This window comes from Vibrio sp. YT-16 (assembly GCF_033337405.1).
GTDB classification, from domain to species: domain Bacteria; phylum Pseudomonadota; class Gammaproteobacteria; order Enterobacterales; family Vibrionaceae; genus Vibrio; species Vibrio alginolyticus.
Genome location: NZ_JAWOQQ010000004.1, coordinates 254,930 through 280,608 on the forward strand (window position 1 = coordinate 254,930; position 25,679 = coordinate 280,608).

Genomic DNA, 25,679 nt, shown 5'->3' on the forward strand with positions numbered 1-25,679 from the left:
GACGACGATCAAGTTTGATACGAAAAGAAACGCGCAAGTTAACAAGCCAGTGATGTAAGCTTGCGCGGGTTAGGTGTTTGAATTAAAGCAGGCCAAAGGTTTGGTTCGTCCGAATTAACGAGGAACGACTCTGGCGTCATTACCAGAAACATTGATTTGGACCGCTTGGCCTGGTTGGAAAATCATGTTTGGATTTGCTTCTTGAACAATAGAGATAATCTTTCCGTCCTCTAAACGAATGGTCAGATTCACGCCATTTCTTTTCGCGGTTGCTTCAGCCGCTTTGCTGCCTGCATAGCCACCCAATAGACCACCACCAATGGCAGCGATATCCGAGCCAGAACCGCCCCCAACTTTTGAGCCTAAGATCCCGCCCACGGCAGCACCAGCGATGGTGCCAATGGCATTGGATTGGGTAGAGGCATCAATGGTTACGGGTTCTACTTTTTCTACTGTGCCGTAGTAAACCTGCTGAACTTTGCGAGTGTCGGATGAGCCGTATGCATCTCCGTACGGGTTAGGTGAGCTACAGCCGCCAAGCACGAGCGCACAAGTAATGGTGAGCAACATGCCTAAATTAATCTGTTTTTTCATATAGCCTCCGAATGGTTTCTTCATTCAAAGAGTATATACCCCAATTTAACCTGCGTTTTGGTGCTTTATAAAACAGTGGCTTAGCGGCTTGTCCCTTAAGGAAACGCGATTGTCTAAGCAGTATTAATGATCGTTAAGCGTATGAAACCCTGAATAAATACGTGTAAAAGTAGTAAACCAGCATGCCGCGCCAAAGATATACGCGATGACGGCAAAGTGTTGCGGTAGCAAACAAAATAAAACCAAGCAGCCAATGGTTTCTGTACCTTCGGTTAAGCCGCTCATGTAGTAAAGCGATTTGTTTTTATATACCGGATTATCGATGCCTTGTTTTCCTGCCATGATGGCAAAAGCCAAAAAGCTACTACCAGTGCCGATGAAGGAAAAAATCAAAAATGCGCCTGCAACGGCATTGTGCTCTGGGTTGGCAAGCACAAAGCCAAAAGGAATCAACGAATAGAACAAAAAATCTAAGCTGATATCAAGAAAACCACCCGCATCGGTAATGCCTTGAATCCTCGCCAGTGCACCGTCTAACCCATCACAGATTCTGTTCAGCAAAATAAACAGCAACGCCAACAAGTACTGTTCGGTGATCAAAGCCGGCAGGGCAAAACAGCCAAGTACAAAACCAAACACTGTCGTCTGATTTGCAGTGATACCACATTTATCGAGATATTTCGCACTGAGTGCCAGCGGTTTGCGGATGAGCTTTATACTCAGGCTATCAAGCATGATTTGTCTCCCACGGCCAGTTTAGGCAGCTGCTGCCATCAGGAATATCGTCTTCATCGTGCGTTACCATCAAAGTAGGGATGTTCGCTTGCTGCAATTGTTCGACCACCCAATTGCGAAATTGCACGCGCAGGTCTTTATCCAGCTTGCTATAGGGCTCATCAAGTAGCGCAACTTTTGGCTTTGCTAGCAGCATACGAGTCAATGAGATACGGGCACGTTGCCCTCCCGAAATTTGGTCAGGAAAGGACTCTGCTAGTTTGGTCAATGAAATGTTCTTCAGTGCTTGCATAGCGTGAGCTTTACGCTCTTCACCTTTGATTGAGTTTGGTAGCGCGAAGGCAAGGTTCTCCCACACCGTTAAATGAGGGAAGAGCAAATCTTCTTGGAATAGAATACCGACCTGACGCTTATGGGCAGGGAGGGCATCCAACTTTTCGTTATCAAGCGTAATGGATCCAGAGTAGTTGAACTCGGCGGATAGGTGCCCGGCAATGGCATCCAACAAAGTGGATTTACCACAACCGCTAGGCCCCATCAGGGTAACGATTTCACCTTTTTCTACGGTCATGTTGAACGCTGAAAAAAGCGCGTCGCCATTGGTTTTACGGATGGCGAGGTTTTCGAGACAAAGACTCATTCAGTAGTAAACCTTTTATAGACAAGCGGCGATACTTCCTGTGCAAGTGGCTAAGCAGTATCGCAAAAGAAAAGAACAAGAATGGCAGCAGAGCTTGCCAAATGGCGTAAATAGCGGTGACACGTCGGTCAAAACCACTGGATAGTGCAACGGCTTCGGTTGTGATGGTGCTAATGCGCCCAGCCCCTAGCACCAATGTTGGTAGGTATTGCGCCAGGCTGACACTAATACCGACAGCCCACGCGAATGCAATTGCAGGCAGGAGGATTGGCAGTTTCACTTTTAACCAAGCTTGCATCGGTGATTTACCCAAGCTGAGTGCGACGCGAGTTAAGCCGTTATCGAAGCTGCGCCACGGACCGTCTAGCGAGAGGTAAATAAATGGGAACGCAAAGAATACATGCGCCCAACATACCCAAAAGAAATACGCATTACTGTTTAAGTACAGCGTCACTACTTGCATACCGAATAGCACGGATAGCTGAGGAATCAGCATTGGGATGGCGATGATGTAACCGGGCACCTGCCAGCGATAACGGAGACGATACTCATGTGCTATTAAAGCAAGAACTAGCGCGACAGTCGCGCTGATTAGGGCGATTGACATACTTTGTTCTAGAGTCCCTAGAATACTGTGCCATTCGTATTCCCAAAAACGCAGGCTGTAACGGCTTGGGAGCAAATCTGGAAAGCGCCAACGTTGGGCAAAGCTCCACAGCACCATGAGTGGAATCATTAGAAGTGCAAGTAGCGCGACCAGTGAAAATAGGGTTTTACCGGGTAAACGAAACCCGTTTCGACCAGAGTACTGCCAGCGTTTGAAGCCTTTGGTAATACACCATTCCATTAAGCGTGCAAATCCAATCAAAAGGCTAGCGATCGCAAACAGTATTACTGCGCCAGCGGCAGCTCTTGGTAGGAGCGATAAATCTGGATCGTTAAACCATTGCCATACCAAAACCGCAAACGTGGGTGGGTTGGTAGGGCCAATAATCAGGGCGACATCGACAACGGACAAACTGTAAGCCAATACCGCCAGCATTGGGAAACGAAGTTTTGCTAACCATTGCGGAAATACGCATTTCCACCACGCTTGCGCGGAACTGTAGCCCATCGAGTGACTGACTTTTTCAACCTTATCGACTTTCAATTGCTGAAGGATCGGAATACTCATCAACAATAAAAACGGCACTTCTTTAATCGCAAGCATGATGATCAAACCGAGTGCATGTGGGTCCTTAATCAGCAATGCTAAGTCATTCACCGTTTGTGCATTCGGGTCGTAACCAAACAGTTGGTTGAGAACACGAACGCCCATACCAGTTGGGGCAAGCAAGAACGCAAAGCCAATTGCAAACGCGACGTGCGGCATAGCGAGAAGTGGGGAAAGGCTAACTTCAATTTTTCGCCAAAACTTGCTGCCCCAAGACGCCTGTAGAATGGCAAACGTGATGAAGCAAGCCAAGTAGCTACTGAAAATGGCGGAGTAGAAAGTAAGCCCGATGGATGTCCAAACACCTTCCCAATCAAAGACGGCATTGAAGCCATCAAAAGAAAAGTGGTGTAGACCGATAGGAGGTACATAACCGAGCGCAGAGACCACCACTCCAAGTAGCCCCGGAATGGTAGGCAAAATACAAACTGCGATAATGACTAAATACAGCGCTCTTAACATGGATTCTTACTAATTCCCGTAGCGTTTCAACCATTCTTTTTCCAACGCCGCTTGCCAACTTGGATGTGGCTCAGCGATAGATTTGAATTGTTGAGTGTTTTTGGCCGAACCAGTTAGGTATTGGTTGCTTAGTACCGAAGGGTCGCCCCAGATGTTTAGGTTACCTTTGCGAGACTGTGCTTCAGGGCTCAATAAAAAGTTTATCGCAACTTGTGCACCAGCACTGGCATTTGCGTTCCAAGGAATCGCTAAAAAGTGGATATTTGAGAGTGCTCCTGCGTCCATTGCGTACGCTTTGGTGCTCTCTGCAAGATTACCGCTCGACTGCGCAGAGAAAACCGCGTTCGGGTTAAAGGTAATCGCCAGGTCAGTCTGACCATCATCTAGTAGCTGAAGGGTTTCTGCTGTACCGCCTGGAAACTGCTTACCACCGCGCCAAGCGACTTTATGGAACTCATCTAGATAAGACCACAGCGGTTGAGTGACTTGTTCAAACGTGTCATCGGTAACTGGTTGTTGCAGCTCAGGGGCGTTGTTAGACAGTTCAATGAGTAATGCTTTGATAAAGCTTGTGCCATGAAACTCTGGTGGTCGAGGGTAAGTCAGGCGATTCGGGAACGCTTTTGCATAGCTCAGCATTTCTGAGAATGATTTTGGAGGGTTATGGAGGGTTTGCTCGTCATGGATAAACACTAATTGTCCTACTCCCCAAGGTGCTTCTAGACCTTCTGTTGGCTCGGAGAAGTCCACATCAATTGGTAGAGATTTATCCACATATTGCCAGCTTGGCAAACCTTCGGCAAAAGGACCAAATAGCAATTGGTTATCCTTCATTGATTTGAAGTTTTCGCCATTGATCCAAACCATATCAACACTACCACCGCTGTTTTTGCCTGCCGCTTTTTCTGCGATAAGTCGAGTAGTGGTCTCAGAAATATCAGTTACTTTAACGTGGTTTAGCGTCACGTTATAACGTGATTTTAGCTCTCTACTCGCCCACTGTATGTAGCGATTAATTTCTTGGCTCCCGCCCCAAGCATGAAAGTAGACGGATTGCCCGTCGGCTTGCTGTTCGATTTTTTGCCATTCACTATTCACTGATGAATCGGCAAAAGAAGGTGTCGCAAAAGTCGTGGCTAAAATGCCAATGCTGCTGAGTAGCTTTTTCATATCTATTCCGTGTTATGTCTTTTGGTTCTTGCTTTCGTTTCTATTGACGTTTTCGCAAGTCGTTCCGCTCTGTTACAAGGATAGTAATTCATCTCTCTCTATTATCAATGCCAATCCCAAACGGAATCACTCATTGATTCAAAGAATTACTCTCAATGTGAAGCAAAACGAAGAAAGGACAAATTTGGTGTCATTTTAGGAGCGGACCGTTTGTTTGAGGATATTCTTTCAAGTAATTGAAAATTATTGTCCCCAGAGATATGAATAGGTTGTTTTACAGAGCAAAATTGATGTCTAAAGCATGGGATTGAGGGCGAAAAGAGAAAGAAAGTTGGCCATTTAAATGACTTTAGCATGCATGACTAACGATTCATCGATATAAAAAAAGCAGCCGTTTGGCTGCTTTAAGATACTATCTGGTTTACTTAGTTGGGATTAGTTTACCCAGTCACGTAGTGTAAACGTCAATTCGTGATCGGCACTTTTCAGAACAAGACCATCTTTAGTTAGCGTGATATCGCTCCAGTTAGATAGTGTTTGTGTCATTGCGTTTTCGATCTTCATTTGATCTTCCATACACATCTTCATGGTCATGCCCATTTTTTCGATGCGTAGTTGGTTGTTTTTCAGCTCGGCTTGACCGAAGAAGTTGTTACAACCTGCGTTGCCGTTTGCGGTTAGATTTTCACCGATTTCTAGGCGAGCCGCTTTTTGGTGTTCGTCTAGAACGATATTTTTGCCATCAACTTGAACAAGTTCCCAGTTGTGGTGCTGCAAATCTTGAGCCGTTATTTCTTTCACATCATCACCGTTGCTAGCACAAGCAGTCATAAGAACAGGGAGAGAGATTGCTGTAACTAACGTTTTTAGGCTAAGCTTCATTTTATAGACTCCGTTTTTATAAACGCGGTAAGTATAAGTAATAAAACACTGTTTTTGTCAGCATAAGGTTATGGTTTCGTATGTTTTTGACATAACGAAGTATATAGCAAGTTTTGTTGCTGACTAATCTTCTCATTATTTAAACTAGGCCAATACGCCCTAATATGGAAAGAGCGGTTTTAGTATGGAGCAACTGGAGTTTTTTACTGTCCCAAGCCCTTGTGTTGGAGTATGTACCTCCGATGAAAAAGGGTATTGCAAGGGGTGTATGAGAAAGAGAGAGGAAAGGTTTAATTGGCTTAACTTAACCCCCGCTCAGCAGTTGCACGTTATTAAGTTGTGTCGTCAAAGGTACAGACGAAAGATGTTGGCAGGGAAGACGAAGCCAGAACAGCTTCAAGATGAGTCATCGCCTCAGCAAGACTTATTCTAGAATTCTTGTTCAGTCTGTGGGGTTACGCCTTCGCTTTCGGTTCTGATTAGGCTTTTACATATTCCCGGTCCGGCAAGGTGTCCTTTAAGAACCGGGAATCTCCTATCCATTTTCCCTATAGAGCGGTAATTGGCGTTATTTCATCGACCAACGGTCGCTAACCCAGCCTCCCGCTTGTTCGTCGAAGTGATTTCCTGAAAATCGATGATTGAATTCAACATCTAATTTACTTGTTGGGCGTTCATCCATCAGTTGATGAATATATCTCGCCATAGGATCCGTACAAGCTTCACGCTCTCTACGGGTAACTACTTCTTTGATCATTTGGAGTCTGTAGCTATTGCTGGCTCGTTTCATTTTTGACCTCCAGAACTCGATGGCAGCAGTTTGAACACATTGACGTCCAGATCGCTGCTCATTAGTGTGTGCGTGGAGGCACATCACCATCGTTTGAAGTCCAAAGACAAATTGTTTGAGAGCAGTGTTTGTAACGCCATTCACATCTTTCTCAGAATCATTGACTATGCGATTAAAAATGTTTCGCGAAATTTAGCCGATGAACCTGCATATTAAAAAGACCTTATCAAACATAGAAGCCCAACACAGGGGCGTCAATAACACAAATGAACAATTTTTGAACATATTGTGAAGGTGGAGAGTTTTCAGTAATTTATCGAAAATAAAAAACCGAAGCACAAAGCTTCGGTTTTGAGGAAAGCCCTGACGAAATTGCTTGTAAAAGCTCTTAGTGCCAGGGGTAAGGTGTTGAGTATTAGCTACCAGATGCAGGACAGCCTTTTACTGGTTGGCCATTACTGAAGTACTTGATGTTCTCTAAGTTCTTGTTGTAGTTATCCGCAGAGATTTGTGGGTTGTTTACGAAGAACTCGCGCAAAACGTATGCATCGGTTAGCTGTGTAGATTGAACATCGATGATTGGATAGTTATCGCCACCAGCAGCACTGAAGCTGATTACAGAGAATGTGTACGTTGCGTCTAGATCGAAGCCTTTATTGTTAATATCGGTAATGGTTACTGAGCCAGCATCACAATTTACATCTAAAGTGATGTTATCTAGTTGAGCGTAAGCACCAGAGCCTGCAGATTTCGTCGCAACCACGTCTAGGTATTCTTTAACTTCTTTACCTGTCATAGTTGCTTTAGTCACGAAGTTACCAAATGGCTGAACCGTTAGTACGTCACGGTAAGTGATATCACCATCTTGGATTGAATCACGCACGCCGCCAGAGTTCATCACACCAAAGTCAGCATTTACCGTTTTGTAAGTACGGTATGCCTCGCCGAGTAGGTGACCTAGGTTAGTTTGTTGAGAGCGAACTACGTTACGATCACCTTCTAACTTACCCGTCGTATTAGAAATCTTCTCATCTAATAACTCTTGACCTTGTTGTTGGTATGGCAGTAGTAACGCTTTTACTGTTGCATCTTGTTGAATTCGTTCACCGATAACTTCATCGTTTTCGTCTAGAAGGTTTACAGGAATCAGTGCGTAGTTCGCTAAGTGAAGCTTGCCGTCGTAGTATTCGAAGTCAGCACGACCCACATATTTACCCCACTCATGCGCTTGCATAATCCAAGTGCCTTTTTGTTGGTCTGGGGCACAATCATCCCCAGGTTTGAAATCAGCATACTCATTGGTACCTGGTTCCATACATACAGGGTTTTGCGAGTGACCACCGATGATAGCGTTTAGCTGTCCTTCTTCAAGAGAGCGAGCGAGTTTCACGTCACCTGGTGCTTCACTACCGTTTTTACCATCTTCGTAGTGACCCATGTGCGTCGTTGCAAATACTAGGTCTACCTTTTCGTTCTCTTCGATTTCCTTCAGTACCTTTTTGATTTCTACTTGAGGGTCTTCGAAGTGGATGTTTGATACGTTGTCTGGATTGACTAGCTTCGCAGTGTCTTGCGTTGTTAGACCAATAACAGCGATCTTAAGGCCGTTGATAGTAAATACTTTGTAAGGGTCGAAGTAACGCTCGTTTGTATCTTTTTTATAGATATTCGCAGCCAGCATAGGGAAGTCAGCTAGCTCGGCTTGCATATCGAGAATATCTAGTGAGTTATCAAATTCGTGGTTACCGACAGCCATTGCATCGTAACCAAGTAGGTTCATCCCTACGAAGTCTGGAACCGCATCTTGCATGTCTGATTCTGGTACACCGGTATTAATATCACCGCCAGATAGCAGAATGGTTTCACCGCCTTTTGCTTCGACTTCTGCGCGGATAGATTCGATTAAAGTGTGACGCGCAGCCATGCCGTATTCGCCGTCGCTGTTATGCCAAAAGCGACCATGGTTATCGTTAGTGTGGAGAACGGTGAACTTAGTACAAGAATCTGCAGTCTCGCAGGTTACTGGAGAATTGTCGCTGTCTGAGCCGCATCCTGCTAGCGCAGCGCCCACTGCCACTACCAAAAGAGATTTGGAAAACTTCATAAGGGATCCTTTCTTTGTGATTTTGTTATTGTTACGGCGTGAAATATACGGAATTAATGTGAAACTTTAGTGATCTATCTCTTATTTATACTTCTATCGGAGAAATGAATTAATAAGCCTGCAAACTACGTCTATAAATAAACAGAATTGGTATTTAGTATTTATTTTATATCGCTAGCTCTATTTTTTGTGAGGTAGTTAATTGAATGTGTGTTGTTTGTGTGAATCAATGCGCATTTTTGCGAAGTATTACGCTGATTTTGGTGATTATTTTGCCAAGTTTATGTTTTTCCTAATAGGTATGACACAAATCGTTATAAATTTTCGCTCTGATGATGAGGGGAGGCGGTTTGTATGCATAATGAACAGCACAGAGCTTAAACTCATTTGATCATGGCTTTATTCTGCCAAACTCTATCAAAAATTGTATTTATCTCTTTACTATAATTGCGATCGTTTAGAAACCTTATGCTTTAAGCATCGTTTATTTATCCTCATCCGATACCTTATCGTGCTTATTCCGCATTTGACACTCGAATGTTTAAACAAATAGATTCAACCTAATGAGTCAAAATGAAAAGTAAATAATGGATCGTTCTTCTTCGAGTATTATGATGTGAACTATCATTTAATTAATGAAAATGAAATGGATTAATGTAAAGCGTTGCGACTGTAGCTGTTATCTTTGAGCTTTGGTTTAAAGGGTAGGGTTAAAAGAATTTGTAAGTGGTGAACGCTAATAAAGGATGCTTATGAGATACACAGTAAGGGACGCACTCAAAAAGGAAGCAGCCCAAATCGCCAAGATACACGTTGACTCTTGGCAGGTGGCGTATAAAGGATTAATGCCAAAGAGCTACATAGAGCAGTTTACGATTGAGCGTCGAGAAAGGATGTGGGCACGAGTGATGACGGAGCAACTGGCCCAATTGATCGTAGTTGAGAGGCAAGGAGAAATTGTTGGCTTTTTAAGTTACGAGTTACCTAACCACACCAGCGAAGATAAAACGGCATTAGTGACATGTTGCTACGTTACGCCGCTACATTATGGGCAAGGAGCAGGAAGTGCACTGTTAGATGAGTTAGAGACACGTTTGCTCTCTACGTCAGTTATGCAGATCAGTTTGAAAGCACTGGATACTAATCAACAGGGGCTTAACTTTTACAAGAAGTGTGGTTTTGTGCGTACTGGAGAGGAAGAGTCGGAAGTGATTGAGAGTATGACGCTGACCGATCTCACTTTAGTGAAGTATATTGCCCGTTCATAAATCAAATGCTATATGCCAAATATAGTAAAACCCCGGAGGTGGTAAGACTCCGGGGTTTTGAAATTTTGTAGATGTCTCGGTTGGTAAGTCCGATTATCTTTTATGCAAAAGGTTTGGGTTTAATCCGATTAATTCCTTGGTAGGGAATTAGATACGGATGAAGTCCATGTGTTCAACTTTTGGCTTGAACGCGTGACGTTGAACGTCTTGTGGCTTAACTTTAACTTCTTTGCCATCGATAACTAGAACGATGCCTTCGTAGAATTCAGGCTTGTCCATTTGGTTTACGATGTCGTCGTGGTTAAGAACGATAGCTACTGCTGCTTCTTCACCGCCGTATACAACTGCAGGGAATTTGCCAGCGTGACGTAGGCGGCGGCTCGCACCTTTACCTAGTTCAGTACGTACTACTGCTTCGAATTTCATAGTATTTACTCTCAAATTAGTAAAAATCAAATGTTCACAATCAACAATGCGACCTTGTTGTTCGTGGTAAAGCTTGAAACAGGAACTGTTCAAGCGAGCGCGGATACTATCATTCCACTTATAAATGGGCAACCTAAATCGTATCCAAATCAACAAAAAGGTATGATTTAGCGGGGTGGAAGGCTATCCCTTTTAACGCTTTGCTTGGATATTGTTCACATCGACTTCATTTTCATCGGTTTACTGATCATGGTCCGAAAAACAAAGTTTATGTGTTATATGCTTTATGTTCGGCTGAGATGTAAGACTAAAGATGCTTTTAATCCACCTAAAGCGCTTGTATCCAATGTTAATTGACCTCGGTAACTGTGTGCCATTTCACTGACTATGTTTAGACCAAGACCTGAGCCAGGGGTTGTTTCATCCAATCTAACTCCTCTCTTGATTACTTGACTCAGTTTCTCTTTAGGGATGCCTGGCCCATCATCTTCAATAATGATGTGTATATTTTCCTTATCCTGAGAGGAGTGCACACGAATCATGCTGTTGGCCCACTTATAGCCATTTTCTAGCAAGTTACCTAGCATTTCATCGAGATCGGTCTGCTCTACTGCTACATTCAGCTCTGAATCAAGTTCATTAATTAAGGTAATGCTTCGGCTCGCATACACTTTATCAAACGCCATTGAGATAGCATCCACACGATCTGCTGGGTTCGACTTCACTGATAATATGTTCATCGATCCGGCCATACGGGCACGACCCAAATGGTAATCGATATGGTCTTGTATTTGATTGATTGGAGCTCGGAGACGGGATTGTGCCTCAGGTTCTAACGTCTGAACTTCATTTTTTAGAACAGAAAGTGGCGTTTTAAGTGCATGAGATAGGTTACCTGCATGATTGCGAGCTCTCTCTAGTAATTCTTGGTAATGGAACAGCAGAGCGTTGAGGTCGAAGATTAGAGGAGAAATCTCTTTTGGGTAGGTTTCTTCTAGACTCTTTTTATTACCAGACTTCAGCTCGGCTAATTCTTTTTGTAGCTTTGTAAGCGGACTCAATGACCAAGCAATTTGCAGTAAAATGACGGTAAGCACGCCCGCGAATAATAAACCCAAAATAAGCCAAAGTTGGCCGATTAACGTCTGAAGGGTATTTTTAATGGGCTCTTCGTCAATACCAATAATAATGTGAATAGGACCATCGTAATCAGGAAGATACAGCGCTTTTTCTAGCGTAATTAGTTTTTCGCCTCTTGCTCCATACGCATCTTTATCCAAACCTTTGTATTCGATTTTTTTGTCCCACAACGAACGAGAACGTTCGAGGCTTGCCTCTGTAGAGGCGCTCCAATACAAACCACTGTAAGGTCGGTTAAATCGAGGGTCTGATAGCTGAGCTGCGAGTGAAAGATGCCCGGTGTTATCGACTTCTAACTGTGCGGCGACTTCATCCATAAAAATGCTGAGCTGTGAGCGAGTGTCATCAACCATATAGTTATAGACCTGCGTCGGTATCGTCACACCAGCGGCGAGGATCATTGCCGTTAACCAAACGATCGCCGCTAAAACGAGGCGACTTTTGATACTCAGTCGTTTTATTGCGTTCAACGGTAGCCTGTTTCTATTCGGCATTTAATTGGTATCCCAACCCTCGGACAGTTTTGATGATCTTTGGTGCGATTTTTTTGCGAATTCGGCCGATAAAAACTTCGATTGTGTTGGAGTCACGATCAAAGTCTTGTTTGTAAATGTGCTCGACGAGTTCGGTTCGAGAAATCACTTTTTCCGGGTTATGCATAAAGTAAGCGACCACTTTATACTCTAGCGCCGTCAAGCTTACCGCTTGCCCTTGCCACATGACTTTAGAAGTGCGTGTATCCAAGCTCAAGTCGCCAATTTGCATCACAGGAGAGGCATTACCAGAGGCTCTTCGTAGCTGTGCACGAATACGAGCGATAAGCTCAACCATTTCAAATGGTTTAGTTAGGTAATCGTCTGCACCTGCGTTTAAGCCTTCAACTCGCTGCGTTAGGGTGTCGCGAGCGCTTAGAATCACGACAGGAGTATTAATGTTTTCATCTCGGATGCCTTTTAGGACGGTAAGACCATCCAGTTTTGGCAAGCCGAGGTCAAGAACAATGGCGTCCCATTCTTCCGAAGTCGCGCGATACAGAGCGTCTATGCCATCTTGGGACAGTTCTGGTACCCAGCCGGTACTTTCTAATGTTTCGATGATTTGCTCGCCTAAACGAGGATCATCTTCAACAACAAGTATTTTCATATTGATGATTCTTATTATGTTTGGATTTTTATCGAAGTAAGCTACGCATCGCGTCTGGATTACGCATTAGACAAGTTTAGTTGTTTTGCGGCTTTAACGCTTTGTTAAAGCTGCGACCTTTGATCTCAAGCATTTCCAGCGTGGCGGCGTCGTACTCAACTTTCAGGACGCTATTGTTGTACAGAATTTTCAATTCATACACCCAAGCATCATCATCTTCTTCAAGCTCGACCTTGATGATGCGGCCGTATAGGTCGTTTTCTACTGCGGCGTAAAGTTCCGAAAATGGTCGTATATATCCTTGTTGAACCGCGCGATAGACCTCATCTTGATCTTCATCGAATTCGATGCGTGTTCCTGGCTTTTCGACATCTTGCACGATGGCGTGGCCATTTTGTGATGTGTACTCGTTGCCATGCTTGGCAAAACTTGGTGCACACATGAATGTCGTGATAAGGCCGAAAAGTAACGCAGAATGTAGAGAAGTCGTTGCTTTATACATAGTCAAACCTTTTCTGGAGCGTTAGCCGCAGTATATCGGATATAGATGAACAGAGAGTGAATCAGCTAATTAAGTTTTGCCATGTGTTGTCGATGTTATTTCAACTCATCTTCAAAAATCTTATCCCGCAGCTTCCAAAAGCGACCAGATTTTCTAGCAATAACAAACTGAGGCAAACGGAAACGATGTTGATTAGCTACAACGCGTGTCGGTGAAGCCTCTTCAAAAGGGCGATGCTTGTCTGCTAAGTGGGGGCGTACGAACTGATCTTTAAACGTTTGTTTTTGTTTTTTGGTACTCAATGACCAAAACTCATGAACTAACGCATTGCCTTCGCCTTGGTATGGTTCACCAGAATACGTCACCTTTAGCTGAGATTTACCATCACTGGACTTAAATACAGATAGGTCCATTTCTGTGCATTCAAAGATTAATGCATCTTTGAGATTAAGGGCTTCTTTTAGCTTTTTATCTGGGTCAACGAGCGTCGCGTCACACTCATGACAAATTCGTGCAGCAATATCGTTGTCCGCACCACATTCACCACAGTATTTGGCACGAAAACGGTAGCCACAGTGTTCACGTTCGCCTGTGTCTTCATCTTCAAAGTAACCTTGGCAACGTCTGCCAAAGTGTTCAACCAAGAAACCGTTACTATCCAACTTACCCCAGAAGTTGTTATTGAATCCGCAAGCCGGGCAAGGAATCGTGATAATTTCACTGTCAGAGTCTGGTTTGGGATCACCGACTTCTGGTTGGTATAAATCGTAGCTGTTGCCTGCGTAATCAAGCACTAAACATTCTGATTTTCCGTCTGATAAGCGTAATCCTCGTCCTACTATCTGTTGGTACAGACTGACTGACTCTGTTGGTCGCAAAATCGCGATTAAATCGACATGCGGCGCATCAAACCCGGTTGTCAGTACCGAAACATTGACTAAGTATTTTATTTGACGATTCTTGAACGCTTGGATGATCGCATCGCGCTCCGGCGTAGGTGTATCACCAATGACGATTTCAGTTTCGCCTTCTGGCAATAAACTGTGTATCTCTTGTGCGTGTCGAACAGTTGCAGCGAAGATCATGACACCTTGACGCTCTTTCGCATATTGCATGATTTGCTCAACAATTTGCGGAGTCGCACGTTTGGCTTTATCGATCACCATGTCCATTTCTGCTTCTTTGTAGCGTCCGGTGTTAGCGGGCTTCAGCTGAGAGAAGTCGTAAGACAAAACGGGGGCATCCATCATGCGGGCTGGAGTGAGGAAGTTTTCGTCGAGCAAGTAACGGATCGGCAGTTCGAAAATACAATCGCGGAAGAATCGAGGCTCTTCGGTTCGCACTTGACCTCGGGTGTGATACTGATAAATCCAGCCCATTCCTAAACGATAGGGCGTTGCAGTTAGTCCCAGCACCTTAATGCCAGGGTTCAGTTCTCGTAAGTGAGTAATAACTTTTTGGTAGCTGCTGTTTTTGTCATCTGGCACACGATGGCACTCATCAATAACGAGCAGAGAAAACTGGTTTTTGAACGAATCTAAGTTACGTACGACCGATTGAACCGAAGCAAACACGACTTGCTGGTCAGTTTCTTTTCGTCCCAATCCTGCTGAGAAGATAGAACCTTTTAAACCATAACCTTCATACTTTGCGTGGTTTTGCTCGACCAGTTCTTTTACGTGGGCGAGGACTAACACTCGTCCTTTCGCAAGGCGAGCAAGTTCTGCGATCACCAAGCTTTTTCCTGCACCGGTTGGCAGCACGATCACTGCTGGTGTCGAGTGTTTACGAAAGTAATGAATAACGGCTTTAACCGAGTCGGCTTGATAAGGACGAAGTGTGTACATGAAAATATGTGAAATTGCTCAACTATTCGAACGAGGAACGCTATAATACCTGACTTTTATACCCAAGTGACCTTTAAACCAAGATTTAGAGATCACTTGGGTATAATTCAATGAGGTATTCATGCGTTTAGATAAATATTTGTGTGACGCTCTGGGTGCAACACGCAAACAGGCAACAAAGATCATCAAAAGTGGAGACATCACCGTTGACGGTGAGGTTCAAAAAAGTGGTGCATTTAAAGTACCTAAAGGTGCGGAAGTGATGTGGGAAGACCGTGTTATTGGTGCTCCTGGTCCTCGTTACATTATGTTGTATAAGCCTGCTGACTTTGTTTGTTCACATGAAGATGGCTACAACCAAACTGCATTCGCATTGCTTGATGAGCCTAAAATTGAAAACCTTCACTTTGCGGGCCGATTAGATGTCGACACAACTGGTTTAGTATTGATTACGGATGATGGTAAGTGGTCTCATCGTATTACCTCACCTAAGCATAAGTGTGAGAAAACGTACCGTGTTTGGCTCGTCGATGCTATTCAGCCAGATTACGAGGAAAAGCTCGAACAAGGCATCATTTTGCGCAATGAATCAGAAGCAACATTGCCTGCTCGTTTGGAAATCGTGAACGAGGCTGAGAATGAAGTATTGTTAACTATCGTGGAAGGTAAGTATCACCAAGTGAAACGTATGTTCGCGGCGTTAGGAAATAAAGTTGAGTACTTACATCGTGAGCGTATTGGTTCTATCGAACTTGATGAGGCACTAGAACCAGGTGATTATCGCTACCTCACGCAAGAAGAAATTGATTCTATTTGGAATTAATTGTCGGCATGGGAAATTCTTTAGTTCCTAATAGGAACTAGTCTTTTGGTAGGAATTGGCTCAAAACAAATTTTCCTACCAAAATTAGTGCCTAGACAATTCCGGTGTGCTTACTCATCTCAGTGATATACCTTTGCATTTAGCTGATGCATGCATACTCTTATTGCAAAGCCTTCGGCTACGGTGAATGGAATGATGGTGTCAACGCCATCATTTTTACTGCATTGTGTTTGTTTCCCATAAACACATTTCGCTTTCACATGCTTTTCTATGTCGAGTTCGTCAAGGTCACACCTTGGTACATATTTGCCCTTATGATTCTCGAACGTTGGATAGAACAGGTTTTTGGCTTCTACATTCAGCGATATGAGAACTTCCGTTATTTTCACTTTGTTCTGCAAGTATTGACGGTAGGGCTCCAACAAGAGGTAAAAGAATGACAGAAAAAGCTCAAAGTGCTCCGCAATCCCAAATCAGTTTTCTATTGTTTCTGGTACTAGGAGCGATTGGTGCTTTGACGCCTTTGGCGATCGATATGTATTTGCCTGCGATGCCGACAATAGCGAAAGATTTGGGGGTCGCGCCTGGCGCGGTTCAGATTACGTTGACGGCTTATACCGCGGGTTTTGCGATCGGCCAGTTAATTCACGGGCCGCTTGCCGATAGCTTTGGTCGCAGACCTGTGTTGATTTTAGGCGTACTTTTCTTCGGCTTGGCTGCTGTTGTGAGTGCGACAACAAATGGCATTGATGCGCTGACCTATGTACGTACGGCACAAGGTTTTGCTGGCGCGGCAGCGGCGGTCATTATCCAAGCCGTCGTGCGTGACATGTTTGACCGTGAAGACTTTGCACGCGCAATGTCCTTCGTTACTCTGGTCATTACTATTGCGCCGTTGGTGGCACCGATGATCGGTGGCCATCTCGCGATTTGGTTTGGTTGGCGTTCCATTTTTTGGGTACTAGCTATTTTCGCTGTAGTTGTGATTTTTCTCGTACTTTGGAAAATCCCTGAAACGTTACAGCCTGAAAATCGTCAGCCTCTTCGTTTCCGCACGACGCTGAGAAACTACGCCAGATTATGCTCCAATCCTGAAGCGATCGGTTTGATGCTCTCAGGTGCGTTTTCATTTTCCGGAATGTTTGCATTTTTGACGGCGGGTTCGTTTGTTTATATTGATTTATATGGTGTTCGACCAGACCACTTTGGTTACCTATTTGGTTTGAACATTGTGGCGATGATCATCATGACCAGTATTAATGGTCGCTTGGTGAAGAAAGTGGGTTCCCATGCCATGCTTCGTTTTGGGTTGTTCGTGCAACTTTTGGCGGGGATTGGTTTATTCGTAAGTTGGTTAATGGACTTCGGATTATGGGGCATTGTGCCTTTTGTTGTGCTGTTTATCGGTACATTGTCGACGATAGGTAGTAACGCGATGGCGCTGCTTTTAAGTGGTTACCCATCAATGGCGGGTACGGCGTCGTCTCTAGCGGGGACATTAAGATTCGGTATCGGTTCATTGGTTGGTGCGCTGGTGGCATCACTGCCCGGGAATGTTGCTTGGCCGATGATCATCGTGATGTTTGCTTGTTCTGTGCTTTCAGCACTGTTTTATTGGACTTTAGGAAGAAAGGCGTAATGTCGAATTACACCAAAGAAATTCAAAACTTGGTTAACTCAGCACTTGAAGAGTTAGATCAAGAGCATCGCTCAGGTAAGTTAGCCAATGCCCCTGTTGCGAATAACCATTATTTAGTGCGTTGGGTAACAAAGGCGCTAAAATCACAACGTTTCGGACGTACGGTAGGCGATGACTTAACGCGTTGGCAAAAAGCAGGTCGCTCAAAGGGGAACGATGCTGGTTTGTTGTTTATCTTTAAACGTATTTCTGCTTTTTATGCGCAATTCTTCCCTGAAGGTGAAGACTCCAAAGTGTTCAAAGATTCAGATATTGAGTCTTTTCTTGATTTGATGGAGCAAGCAGGCTGGGAAGTCTCAACGTCTGAGCAACTGATTGGGTGCGGCAAAGTACAAATCTTCACTGAAGGTCAAAACTCTTTAGCGTTATGTGCAGACCAATGCGAAAGCTGTTTTGATGGCGAGTTGCTCGTAAAGCCAATGAGTTGGTTTGTACGTGGCAATCATGCTGAGTTTGTTGAGAAAGCAGCGCAAGCGGGCTTTATGGTACATAAGGTAACAGACTACAAATCGATGGTGAAATACCATGGCGAGTACCTTATTTTTCCAGCAAACGAAGGCAACCAGTTAGCCGAAATTCCACTCTCGTTCAAAGCTGACTAAAGTGACATTTTGAGTGTTTAGAAGCCCCTGTTATTGGGGCTTTTTGTTTTCTAAACGGTTTGCTTCTTTCGCGATGGCTTTGACCATGCCTTTAAATATGAAAAGATGGGCTGGCATCATTGCAAACCAATAAAGCAGCCCAAGAAACCCTTGCGGGTGCCACCAGGCGGTAATATCCAATTCTCGTTCGTCACCGAGATCTTTGATGGTAATTTCTAAACGCCCAAGGCCTGGGCCTTTCATACCAAAAAACAGTGAAAGAAACTGATTATTATCGCAGCGAATCACTTTCCAAGAGTCAATAAAATCACCGACTTTAAGCTCTGGTCCAGGAGGAGAAACGCGAATCGGTTTTCCGCCACCAAAAAAGATATCGAGCCATTCACGTGTACGCCACAAGATGTTGGCAAAGTAATAGCCTTTTTCGCGACTCCCGATCTTTTGCGCCACTTTCCATAATGCCGCAGCGGAGGCTTGAGTTTTAATGCTCGCTCCAGCTTGTTTTGGGTAATAGCCATATCCTGGTTGCCATCGACGAAGCGCTGCGGGTTCAAACCCCCAGACATTACTGCGTACAAATGTGCCTTCATCTTGAATGGTATCAGTTACCGCTTGCTCGTAGCTGATCAGCGTTTGAGGAAATCGTTCTTCAATCGCTTTGGAGTCTGCAATGTAGTCGTGCTCTAAGCCTGCAAGTAATGCTTTACCGATACTAGTTGGCACTGAGGTAACTAAACCTAGCCAGTACGATGCCATTTTCGGAGTAAATAGCGGGGTCGACCACAACCGATACGGCTTGTTCGTGATTCGGCAAATGACCTTGAACTGCTCGCGGTAGCTAAGTGTATCTGGCCCTCCAACTTCATAAATTTCACTTTCTTCTGGATAGGGGGCTTCTGCTAACTTCAACAAATAGTGGTTGAGATTGGGCAAGGCGATAGGGTTCGCTTTTGAGTCGACCCATTTAGGCGCGATCAAAATAGGTAAGTTGTAGACAAAGTCACGCATGATTTCGAAAGCGGCAGAGCCGGGACCGATGATAACGCCAGCACGCAATTCAGTTACTGGAACACCAGACTGTCGAATTATTTTTCCCGTGGCTTTACGAGCGGCTAAATGGCGAGAGTTTCCGGTTTGAGGTTGAATGGCACTCAAATATACAACATGCTCGACGGAGCTTTGTTCCAACGCATATTTGAAGTTCAAAGCAAGGTTTAGTTCGTACTCAACAAAGTCATCACCTTGAGCCATCCCGTGCACGAGAAAAAAGACTAAATCAAAATCGTTCACTACAGCCTTCGTGGTCTCTGCGTCAGCCAAGTCGAGATACCTTAACGTTAAATTAGGGTGAGGCTGAGTTCTTGACTCTAAATAATCAATATGTCGCGCCGCTGCTGTGACGGCGTAACCTTTATCTAAAAGTAACGGAAGAAGTTGAGAGCCAATGTAACCCGAGGCGCCTAGCACCAACACCTTTTTCATTATCTGTCCTTTTATCGTTGGTGGAATAAACACCACAGAGTATAATCATGAGACACTTTCCCCATTCTATCAATAAGTTGTCGTTGGAGCGCTTGTGACTTTTCTTTCTCAACTCTCAATACACGCAGATAAAGCATTCTTACGTCGTTTATTTGCAATCGCGTTACCAATTACACTGCAAAGCATGATGTTTTCTAGCAGAAGCCTCGTCGATGTTCTTATGCTTGGTCAACTTGGTGAAGCTGAAATTGCCGCTGTTGGAGTTGCTGCGCGCGCGACTTTCGTCACCACCATCATGTTAGTTGGGGTGACAACGGGCGGTGCGTTGTTAACCGCTCAATATTGGGGGGCTGGCGATAAAGTTGGGGTGCGTCGCAGTACCGCTTTAACATGGATGATCGCAATGATGTTTGCTGCGATTGCTGTTGCTTTGTTTGTTGTTTTTCCACAGCCTATCATGAGTTTGACTACCGATTCACAAGAAGTGATTGAGCTAGGGGCCAGCTATCTCATTATTTCGTCGGTTAGCATGTTTGCTGTTGCATGTGTGGCCAGTATGTCGGTGGGCCTAAGGGCGATGCACCAACCAGGCTTAAGCACTTTTTTTAGTGGTATAGGCATTTTATCTAATGTTTTTCTTAACTGGGTTTTAATTTTTGGTCAATTAGGCTTTCCTGCTTTGGGTATTACGGGAGCAGCGATCGCAACGGTAATCAGTGGCGCGATCGAAGTAGGTTGCTTGTTTGGTTATCTATGGTTGAAAAAACACATAATCGCATTTGGCTGGGATGATATACGCGCAGGATTGGTCTTAGATAAAATTACGCGTTTCTTGAGCCTCTCTTTGCCAACCACATTTAACTTCTTGGCGTGGGCTGGTGGGTTGTTTGCTTATCACGCCATCATGGGGCAAGCAGGCGTGCAAGGTTTGGCGGCGCTTTCCGTAATGACACCTGTTGAGTCGATCGCATTGGCGATGATGATTGGTTTATCGAATGCGGCCGCAGTTCTAGTAGGGAACCAGCTCGGCGCTCGTAATTTTGAACCCGTTTATTATCAAGCATGGGCTACGGTCATTTTGAATGTGCTTATCGCATTTGTGGTCGCCGTCTTGTTGATAGTGTCAAATCAATGGATCCTTAATGCGTTTAGTGCACTGACAACGGACACTCGCGAGCTAGCTGAACAGTTTATGGTGATTCTTGCGTTGGGTGTCGTGCTACGCTCGGTGCCGATGATGGCTATTGTTGGTGTATTACGTGCGGGCGGTGATGTTAAGTTTTGTTTGTATCAAGACATCTTGGCGCAGTGGGTGATCGGGATTCCACTCGCAGCATTTGCAGCGATTTATCTCAATTGGGACCCACAATGGGTTTACTTACTCTTTTTGACGGAAGAAGTTGTGAAGTGGGCGATTTGCTTGCCAAGAATGGTTAGCCGAAAATGGATGAAAAACCTGATTGGCCAGTAAGGAGGAACAGAGTTTATTTTGGCTGCAAAAATCTGCTCAAAACGTCAACAAAATTAGCAACAGAAAGTGAATCGAGTTGCATTTGTACTTCCATAGTGTGATCAAGCATTCAAAATACTTTCTACTAACAGGATTTTAGTGTAGATTCTGATCCCAATTTTTAAACACCATCCGAGCGGCATAATCAATGTTAAAACTGTCAGACCTATGTAAAGGCTATGTAGACGGGGGAGAGTTTCACCCTGTATTACAAGGGGCAGAATTAACATTGCAGCAAGGCGACCAAGTTGCTCTGATGGGAGAAAGTGGTTCGGGTAAAAGTACTCTGCTGAATTTAATCGCCGGATTAGATACTGCTGACTCTGGTGAAGTGCAGTTTCCAAATTTTGCTATGCATGAAGCACCGGAGCATTTAAGAACCCTTTATCGCCGCAACAATATTGGGAATATCTTCCAACAATTCAACCTGCTTCCTACACTTAATATTGCCGACAATATTCGTTTTTGTCGTCAGTTAAAAGGTCTGCCGGAAGATAAAGAGTTGTGGCGTCAAATTCTTTCTGCTTTGGACTTAATGCCATTGCTAGGACGTTATCCGGAAGAGGCGTCTGGTGGTCAGCAACAACGTGCGGCGATTGCTCGTGCACTCTATATGGAACCCAAAATCCTGCTTGCTGATGAGCCAACTGGTAGTCTAGATGAGCGAAACGCAGAAGCAGTAATGCGCTTATTAACGAGTCTCGCTCGCCAACTGGAGTGTACTTTGCTGTTAGTGACGCACAGTGAAAAAGTGGCCGCCCATATGGAAGGAAAGATTCGACTTCAAGGAGGGCAGCTACATGTTATGGCCCGTAGTTAAGGCACTACTCGGTCATTACCGTCGTTACCCTCTACAAATTATTCTTGTCTGGCTGGGATTAACTTTAGGCGTGTCCCTCCTTGTTGGTGTTACTTCTATCAACCAGCATGCAAAACAAAGTTATGCTACTGGGGAAAAGCTTTTCTCCAATCCTTTGCCATACCGAATCCGAACGAAGCACTCTGCCAATAAAATTCCTCAAGGTTTCTATATTCAGTTACGTCGAGCTGGGTTCAACCAATGTGCACCGTTTGACGTGCTGCATCTAGATGCCAAGACCGATATGAGCCTGATGTTGGTGGGGATAGATCCTGTCGCGATGATCCCACTACAACAAGGAAAATCGCTAGGTGAGATGCCTGTTTTATCACTAATGAAGCCTCCTTATCCTATTCTCGTTAGTCAAGATTTGGCCGCTTACATGAGTTGGCAGGATGGGGACTTCATTGAGATGAATGACGGAAGCCGTCTTGGGCCTATTCAAGTAGATAAGGACAAGATGCTTTCGGGTACTCGGCTGGTTACTGATATATCGTTGTTGCGTATGCTCAAGCGGAGCTCAGGTTTGTCTGCGATTTCTTGTGGCGAAATGCCAGAGGAAAAGCTGATAGCACTGAAAAACATGTTGCCAAACGGAATGACGCTCGTTAGGAATACGCGTACTGAGCTTGAGTCGCTAACTAACGCATTCCATATGAATCTCACCGCGATGGGAATGCTGTCGTTTTTGGTCGGGTTGTTTATTTTTTATCAAGCGATGTCTCTGTCTTTCATCCAGCGACAACGTTTGGTAGGTATTTTGAGACAGACTGGTGTTAACGGAACACAGTTAGCGCAAGCCTTATTGCTAGAGTTGTCTTTGCTCGTCTTTATTGCGTGGGCGTGTGGTAACTTTTTTGGCTTGATCTTAGCGAATGAACTTATCCCAGCAGTGTCTTCGAGCCTGAGTGATTTGTATGATGCCAACGTAGGTTTAACCATAGGATGGTCATGGCAATCTAGCTTATATAGCCTAATCATGGCAGCGATGGGGGCGTTGATATCGTGTCTGTGGCCATTAATCCGTTTGCTGAAGTCACAACCAATCCGCCTCTCTTCTCGACTGTCGCTAATGCGATTTGCTGGAAGAGAGTTCTCTTGGCAGGCGCTTGCGGCATGTGCGTTTTGTGTCGCTGCAATAGCGGTATATCAGGCGCCGAAAACACAAGAAACCGGCTTTGCTATTATTGCGCTGATGTTGGTTAGTGTGGCGTTGTTTATGCCATTTATTATGTGGCATATGTTCCAAAGTTTTTCTTATACCATGCGATGGGTTCGTGTCCGTTGGTTTTTTGCTGATGCAGCAGCCAGCATGAGCTATCGCGGTGTGGCTACGATGGCGTTTATGTTAGCGCTGGCGGCAAACATTGGTGTAGAAACAATGGTCGGAAGCTTTCGAGATACAACCGATAAGTGGCTAAATCAGCGATTAGCGGCTGATGTGTACATCTATCCGACCAACAATTCAGCCGCTAGGATGAGCGCATGGCTCCAGAATCAGCCAGAGGTGAACTCGGTTTGGTGGCGCTGGGAAAAAGATATGCCGACCGAGCATGGTGCTCTGCAAGTTGTGAGTACGGGCTCTTCTGAAGGTGAGTTAGACTCACTTACCGTCAAGTTAGGTGTCCCAAATTACTGGTATCAACTGCACGCTACCAAGAGCTTAATGGTCAGTGAGTCGATGGCCTTGAAGCTGGATATCCGCCCTGGCGATTTCATTAACTTGCAAGAACCGCTTGGTGGTGATTGGCAAGTCGTAGGCGTTTACTACGATTATGGAAACCCATATAACCAGGTGATGATGTCGCACCGGAATTGGCTGTATGCATTTGCAGGTACGGGTAATGTTGGTCTTGGCGTAGTATTAAAAGATAACGTCAATGGAGAAGGGCTGAAAAATCGCTTAGAGAATGTATTCCGTCTTCCGCAAGATCGTGTGTTTGATAACGGTAATATTTATAGCCAAGCAATGAGAGTGTTTGATCATACCTTTGCTATAGCAGGAACCTTGGGCAATATCACGCTGATTATTGCCGTGTTTGGTTTATTCTTTGCGACGTTGGCAGGAGAACTTTCACGGCAGCGGCATTTTTCCTTATTAAGATGTATGGGTGTGTCCGGAAAAGAACTTGTCGTATTAGGTGGTTTGCAGCTATTCGTCTTCGGAGCCATTTCTGCGATTATTGCAGTGCCGCTCGGCTTGGCGCTCGCACATTTGATCGTTGATATTATCATTAAGCAATCATTTGGCTGGTCTCTAGAGCTTCAAACGATTCCATGGGAGTATGCTCAAACCATTGCTTGGGCGATGCTTGCCATTATGGTTGCTGGCGCATTGCCAGTTATTAGAATGATCAAAAGTACACCGATGAAGTCATTAAGGGACGCGTTGTAATGAAAAAAATGGGCTCTAAAAAACGCTTGTTGGTTTCAACGCTCATTGTTGTTACGTTCGCTTTTCTGACTGGGGCTGCTTTTTACTCAACTTTTTGGTTAGAGGCGACAGCAACACGAGAAAGCGAACTTGATTCTATCTTAACGCGTGAAAATCAAACGATTTTCGAGCCTGTACTACCTAATGAGCATGTCTCTTTACCCTCAGACTTTCGCTTTCATCCCGAGTATCAGCATGAATGGTGGCACTACTTTGCGAAACTAAAAGATGAGCAAGGCAAGATCTACAATGTTCAATGGAGCTATTTTAGGGTTGCGACGGACGAGCGAGAAACCAGCGGTTGGCAGAACCCTCAATTGTACATTTCACATGTTGTCGTCAGTCATGGCTCGCATGTATGGAAAGAGCAACGGGTAGCTAGAGGTGGGATAGGCCAAGCTGGTATGATCAATCGCCCTTTCAGGTTATGGATTGATAATTGGACTTGGCGATCACTCGGTGCGACGCCTTTCCCGGGCAACTTGAATGTGAATACTGATACGTTTGGACTTGAGCTCAATACCATGACAAGCGGCCCCTTTGTCGTGAATGGAGACAAAGGTTTCCAAGTTAAACATGCGTTGCAATCTGTTGCTTCTTTTAGCTTCAGTGCTCCATTTTTAAAAGTAAAAGGTAGCTTAAGCTTAAATGGTAAGCGATTCTCAGTGACGGGTTCTGCTTGGGCGCAAAAAGAATGGGGCAGCGGCTTAATTGGTGAGGGGCAACAAGGCTGGGATTGGTTTGTTTTCAATTTAGATGATGGTCGAGCATTAACTGTTAGCCGTTATCGTCACCATGGGCAAACACCGCACGTATTTGGCACGTTGTCGACACGCTCAGGTAAAGTCATCAACCTCTCAGACGATGATATCAGTATTAAACCAATGCAAGTGACCAGTTTATCCAATGGAAGAAGGTTACCTTTGCAGTGGATTATCAATATTCCGAAGCATCAAATTAATTTGACTACCCGCATTATCAAGTCAGATATGTGGCTACCCTTTGTAATACCTTACTGGGAAGGGCCTACTTTAGCCTCCGGCTCCAATGAGGCTTGGGGCTTTATGCAGCTGACAGGCTATTGAGTTGTGAAGAAAACCACCCCCTACGGGTGGTTTTTTAGTGCGCGAAGCTTCCTAGCTTTTTCTCAAAAGTACGGGGTTATCATGATGGTACAAGCCGTGTTATGCTGATTTTCTCATCATCTTGATAAATATTTGGTGCGACAAAAACAAATACGATCTCCGATCAAAATTGAGTGTCATGTTGGAAAATACGATGTATAGTAAACTTAACATCGAAAAAACCGAAGTTTATACTCTGAAGAAGCGATTATTCTAAAGTTTTCGACAGC

General features: G+C 44.6%; 23 protein-coding genes. 9 read left to right on the forward strand and 14 right to left on the reverse strand.

Going from position 1 to position 25,679, the window contains the following annotated elements; all coding sequences use genetic code 11:
• Positions 1-114 precede the first annotated feature (114 nt).
• The 6 genes from R7F07_RS09565 to R7F07_RS09590 form a co-directional block, all read right to left on the reverse strand.
• Positions 115-594, reverse strand: a complete 480-nt coding sequence (locus R7F07_RS09565; protein ID WP_005386695.1) for a glycine zipper 2TM domain-containing protein — start codon at positions 592-594, stop codon at positions 115-117.
• 123 nt (positions 595-717) lie between these two features.
• Positions 718-1,329 carry a CDP-alcohol phosphatidyltransferase family protein gene (locus R7F07_RS09570; protein ID WP_042522015.1) on the reverse strand — a complete coding sequence of 204 codons (612 nt, stop codon included), beginning with the start codon at positions 1,327-1,329 and terminating at the stop codon, positions 718-720.
• A complete protein-coding gene (locus R7F07_RS09575; RefSeq protein ID WP_065274385.1) occupies positions 1,322-1,969 on the reverse strand; it encodes an ATP-binding cassette domain-containing protein in 648 nt (215 codons plus the stop codon). The genes R7F07_RS09570 and R7F07_RS09575 overlap by 8 nt, the downstream gene beginning before the upstream one ends.
• Positions 1,935-3,644, reverse strand: a complete 1,710-nt coding sequence (locus R7F07_RS09580) for an ABC transporter permease (protein ID WP_171342724.1) — start codon at positions 3,642-3,644, stop codon at positions 1,935-1,937. The genes R7F07_RS09575 and R7F07_RS09580 overlap by 35 nt, the downstream gene beginning before the upstream one ends.
• Before the next feature lie 9 nt (positions 3,645-3,653).
• Positions 3,654-4,814 (reverse strand): ABC transporter substrate-binding protein, encoded by a 1,161-nt coding sequence (locus tag R7F07_RS09585; RefSeq protein WP_171342723.1) that lies wholly within the window; start codon positions 4,812-4,814, stop codon positions 3,654-3,656.
• A 435-nt stretch (positions 4,815-5,249) separates the two neighbouring features.
• Positions 5,250-5,696 (reverse strand): META domain-containing protein, encoded by a 447-nt coding sequence (locus R7F07_RS09590; protein WP_005378077.1) that lies wholly within the window; start codon positions 5,694-5,696, stop codon positions 5,250-5,252.
• Between the two features lie 184 nt (positions 5,697-5,880).
• Here R7F07_RS09590 and R7F07_RS09595 point away from each other — a divergent pair, with 184 nt between their 5' ends.
• Positions 5,881-6,129 (forward strand): DUF1289 domain-containing protein, encoded by a 249-nt coding sequence (locus R7F07_RS09595; protein WP_005378062.1) that lies wholly within the window; start codon positions 5,881-5,883, stop codon positions 6,127-6,129.
• Positions 6,130-6,264: 135 nt separating this feature from the next.
• On the opposite strand, the gene R7F07_RS09600 is transcribed toward R7F07_RS09595, so the two are convergent.
• On the reverse strand, positions 6,265-6,486 hold the full coding sequence (locus tag R7F07_RS09600; protein WP_005386686.1) for a hypothetical protein: 222 nt from the start codon (positions 6,484-6,486) through the stop codon (positions 6,265-6,267).
• 415 nt (positions 6,487-6,901) lie between these two features.
• Complete coding sequence (ushA, locus tag R7F07_RS09605; protein ID WP_017634888.1) at positions 6,902-8,590, reverse strand: bifunctional UDP-sugar hydrolase/5'-nucleotidase UshA; 1,689 nt, start codon at positions 8,588-8,590, stop codon at positions 6,902-6,904.
• Between the two features lie 752 nt (positions 8,591-9,342).
• Here ushA and R7F07_RS09610 point away from each other — a divergent pair.
• Positions 9,343-9,858, forward strand: a complete 516-nt coding sequence (locus R7F07_RS09610) for a GNAT family N-acetyltransferase (RefSeq protein ID WP_017634886.1) — start codon at positions 9,343-9,345, stop codon at positions 9,856-9,858.
• Between the two features lie 147 nt (positions 9,859-10,005).
• Here the strand turns inward: R7F07_RS09610 and rplY are convergent, their stop codons facing one another.
• From rplY to R7F07_RS09635, 5 genes are all read right to left on the reverse strand, one after another.
• Positions 10,006-10,284: a 50S ribosomal protein L25 gene (rplY, locus tag R7F07_RS09615; RefSeq protein WP_005378066.1), complete on the reverse strand. Its 279-nt coding sequence runs from the start codon at positions 10,282-10,284 to the stop codon at positions 10,006-10,008.
• Between the two features lie 284 nt (positions 10,285-10,568).
• Positions 10,569-11,918, reverse strand: a complete 1,350-nt coding sequence (locus R7F07_RS09620) for an ATP-binding protein (RefSeq protein ID WP_005378071.1) — start codon at positions 11,916-11,918, stop codon at positions 10,569-10,571.
• The gene (locus tag R7F07_RS09625) at positions 11,908-12,567 is read right to left on the reverse strand and encodes a response regulator transcription factor (protein ID WP_005378073.1); all 660 of its coding nucleotides are present in this window, start codon (positions 12,565-12,567) and stop codon (positions 11,908-11,910) included. The genes R7F07_RS09620 and R7F07_RS09625 overlap by 11 nt, the downstream gene beginning before the upstream one ends.
• Before the next feature lie 76 nt (positions 12,568-12,643).
• Positions 12,644-13,009, reverse strand: coding sequence for a PepSY domain-containing protein (locus R7F07_RS09630; protein WP_372008595.1), 366 nt, complete (start codon positions 13,007-13,009; stop codon positions 12,644-12,646).
• A gap of 155 nt (positions 13,010-13,164) precedes the next feature.
• A complete protein-coding gene (locus R7F07_RS09635) occupies positions 13,165-14,916 on the reverse strand; it encodes a DEAD/DEAH box helicase (RefSeq protein ID WP_021707635.1) in 1,752 nt (583 codons plus the stop codon).
• 121 nt (positions 14,917-15,037) lie between these two features.
• On the opposite strand from R7F07_RS09635, the gene rsuA reads away from it, so the two are divergent.
• The 3 genes from rsuA (at position 15,038) to R7F07_RS09650 (ending at position 18,040) form a co-directional block, all read left to right on the forward strand.
• Positions 15,038-15,739: a 16S rRNA pseudouridine(516) synthase RsuA gene (gene rsuA / locus R7F07_RS09640; RefSeq protein ID WP_017820850.1), complete on the forward strand. Its 702-nt coding sequence runs from the start codon at positions 15,038-15,040 to the stop codon at positions 15,737-15,739.
• A gap of 436 nt (positions 15,740-16,175) precedes the next feature.
• The gene (locus tag R7F07_RS09645; protein ID WP_017820848.1) at positions 16,176-17,378 is read left to right on the forward strand and encodes a Bcr/CflA family multidrug efflux MFS transporter; all 1,203 of its coding nucleotides are present in this window, start codon (positions 16,176-16,178) and stop codon (positions 17,376-17,378) included.
• Entirely contained in the window at positions 17,378-18,040 is a 663-nt protein-coding gene (locus R7F07_RS09650) for a DUF2913 family protein (protein ID WP_005378053.1), read from the forward strand. Before R7F07_RS09645 ends, R7F07_RS09650 begins: the two co-directional genes overlap by 1 nt.
• Before the next feature lie 30 nt (positions 18,041-18,070).
• Here R7F07_RS09650 and R7F07_RS09655 read toward each other — a convergent pair whose 3' ends face one another.
• Positions 18,071-19,522 (reverse strand): DUF2867 domain-containing protein, encoded by a 1,452-nt coding sequence (locus tag R7F07_RS09655; RefSeq protein WP_171342722.1) that lies wholly within the window; start codon positions 19,520-19,522, stop codon positions 18,071-18,073.
• Positions 19,523-19,616: 94 nt separating this feature from the next.
• Here R7F07_RS09655 and R7F07_RS09660 point away from each other — a divergent pair, with 94 nt between their 5' ends.
• The 4 genes from R7F07_RS09660 (at position 19,617) to R7F07_RS09675 (ending at position 25,410) form a co-directional block, all read left to right on the forward strand.
• Positions 19,617-20,993 (forward strand): MATE family efflux transporter, encoded by a 1,377-nt coding sequence (locus tag R7F07_RS09660; RefSeq protein WP_005378048.1) that lies wholly within the window; start codon positions 19,617-19,619, stop codon positions 20,991-20,993.
• A gap of 187 nt (positions 20,994-21,180) precedes the next feature.
• Positions 21,181-21,852 (forward strand): ABC transporter ATP-binding protein, encoded by a 672-nt coding sequence (locus tag R7F07_RS09665; RefSeq protein WP_005378040.1) that lies wholly within the window; start codon positions 21,181-21,183, stop codon positions 21,850-21,852.
• Positions 21,833-24,286 (forward strand): ABC transporter permease, encoded by a 2,454-nt coding sequence (locus R7F07_RS09670; RefSeq protein ID WP_005378038.1) that lies wholly within the window; start codon positions 21,833-21,835, stop codon positions 24,284-24,286. The genes R7F07_RS09665 and R7F07_RS09670 overlap by 20 nt, the downstream gene beginning before the upstream one ends.
• Positions 24,286-25,410: a lipocalin-like domain-containing protein gene (locus R7F07_RS09675; RefSeq protein ID WP_042521997.1), complete on the forward strand. Its 1,125-nt coding sequence runs from the start codon at positions 24,286-24,288 to the stop codon at positions 25,408-25,410. The genes R7F07_RS09670 and R7F07_RS09675 overlap by 1 nt, the downstream gene beginning before the upstream one ends.
• Positions 25,411-25,679: the final 269 nt, after the last annotated feature.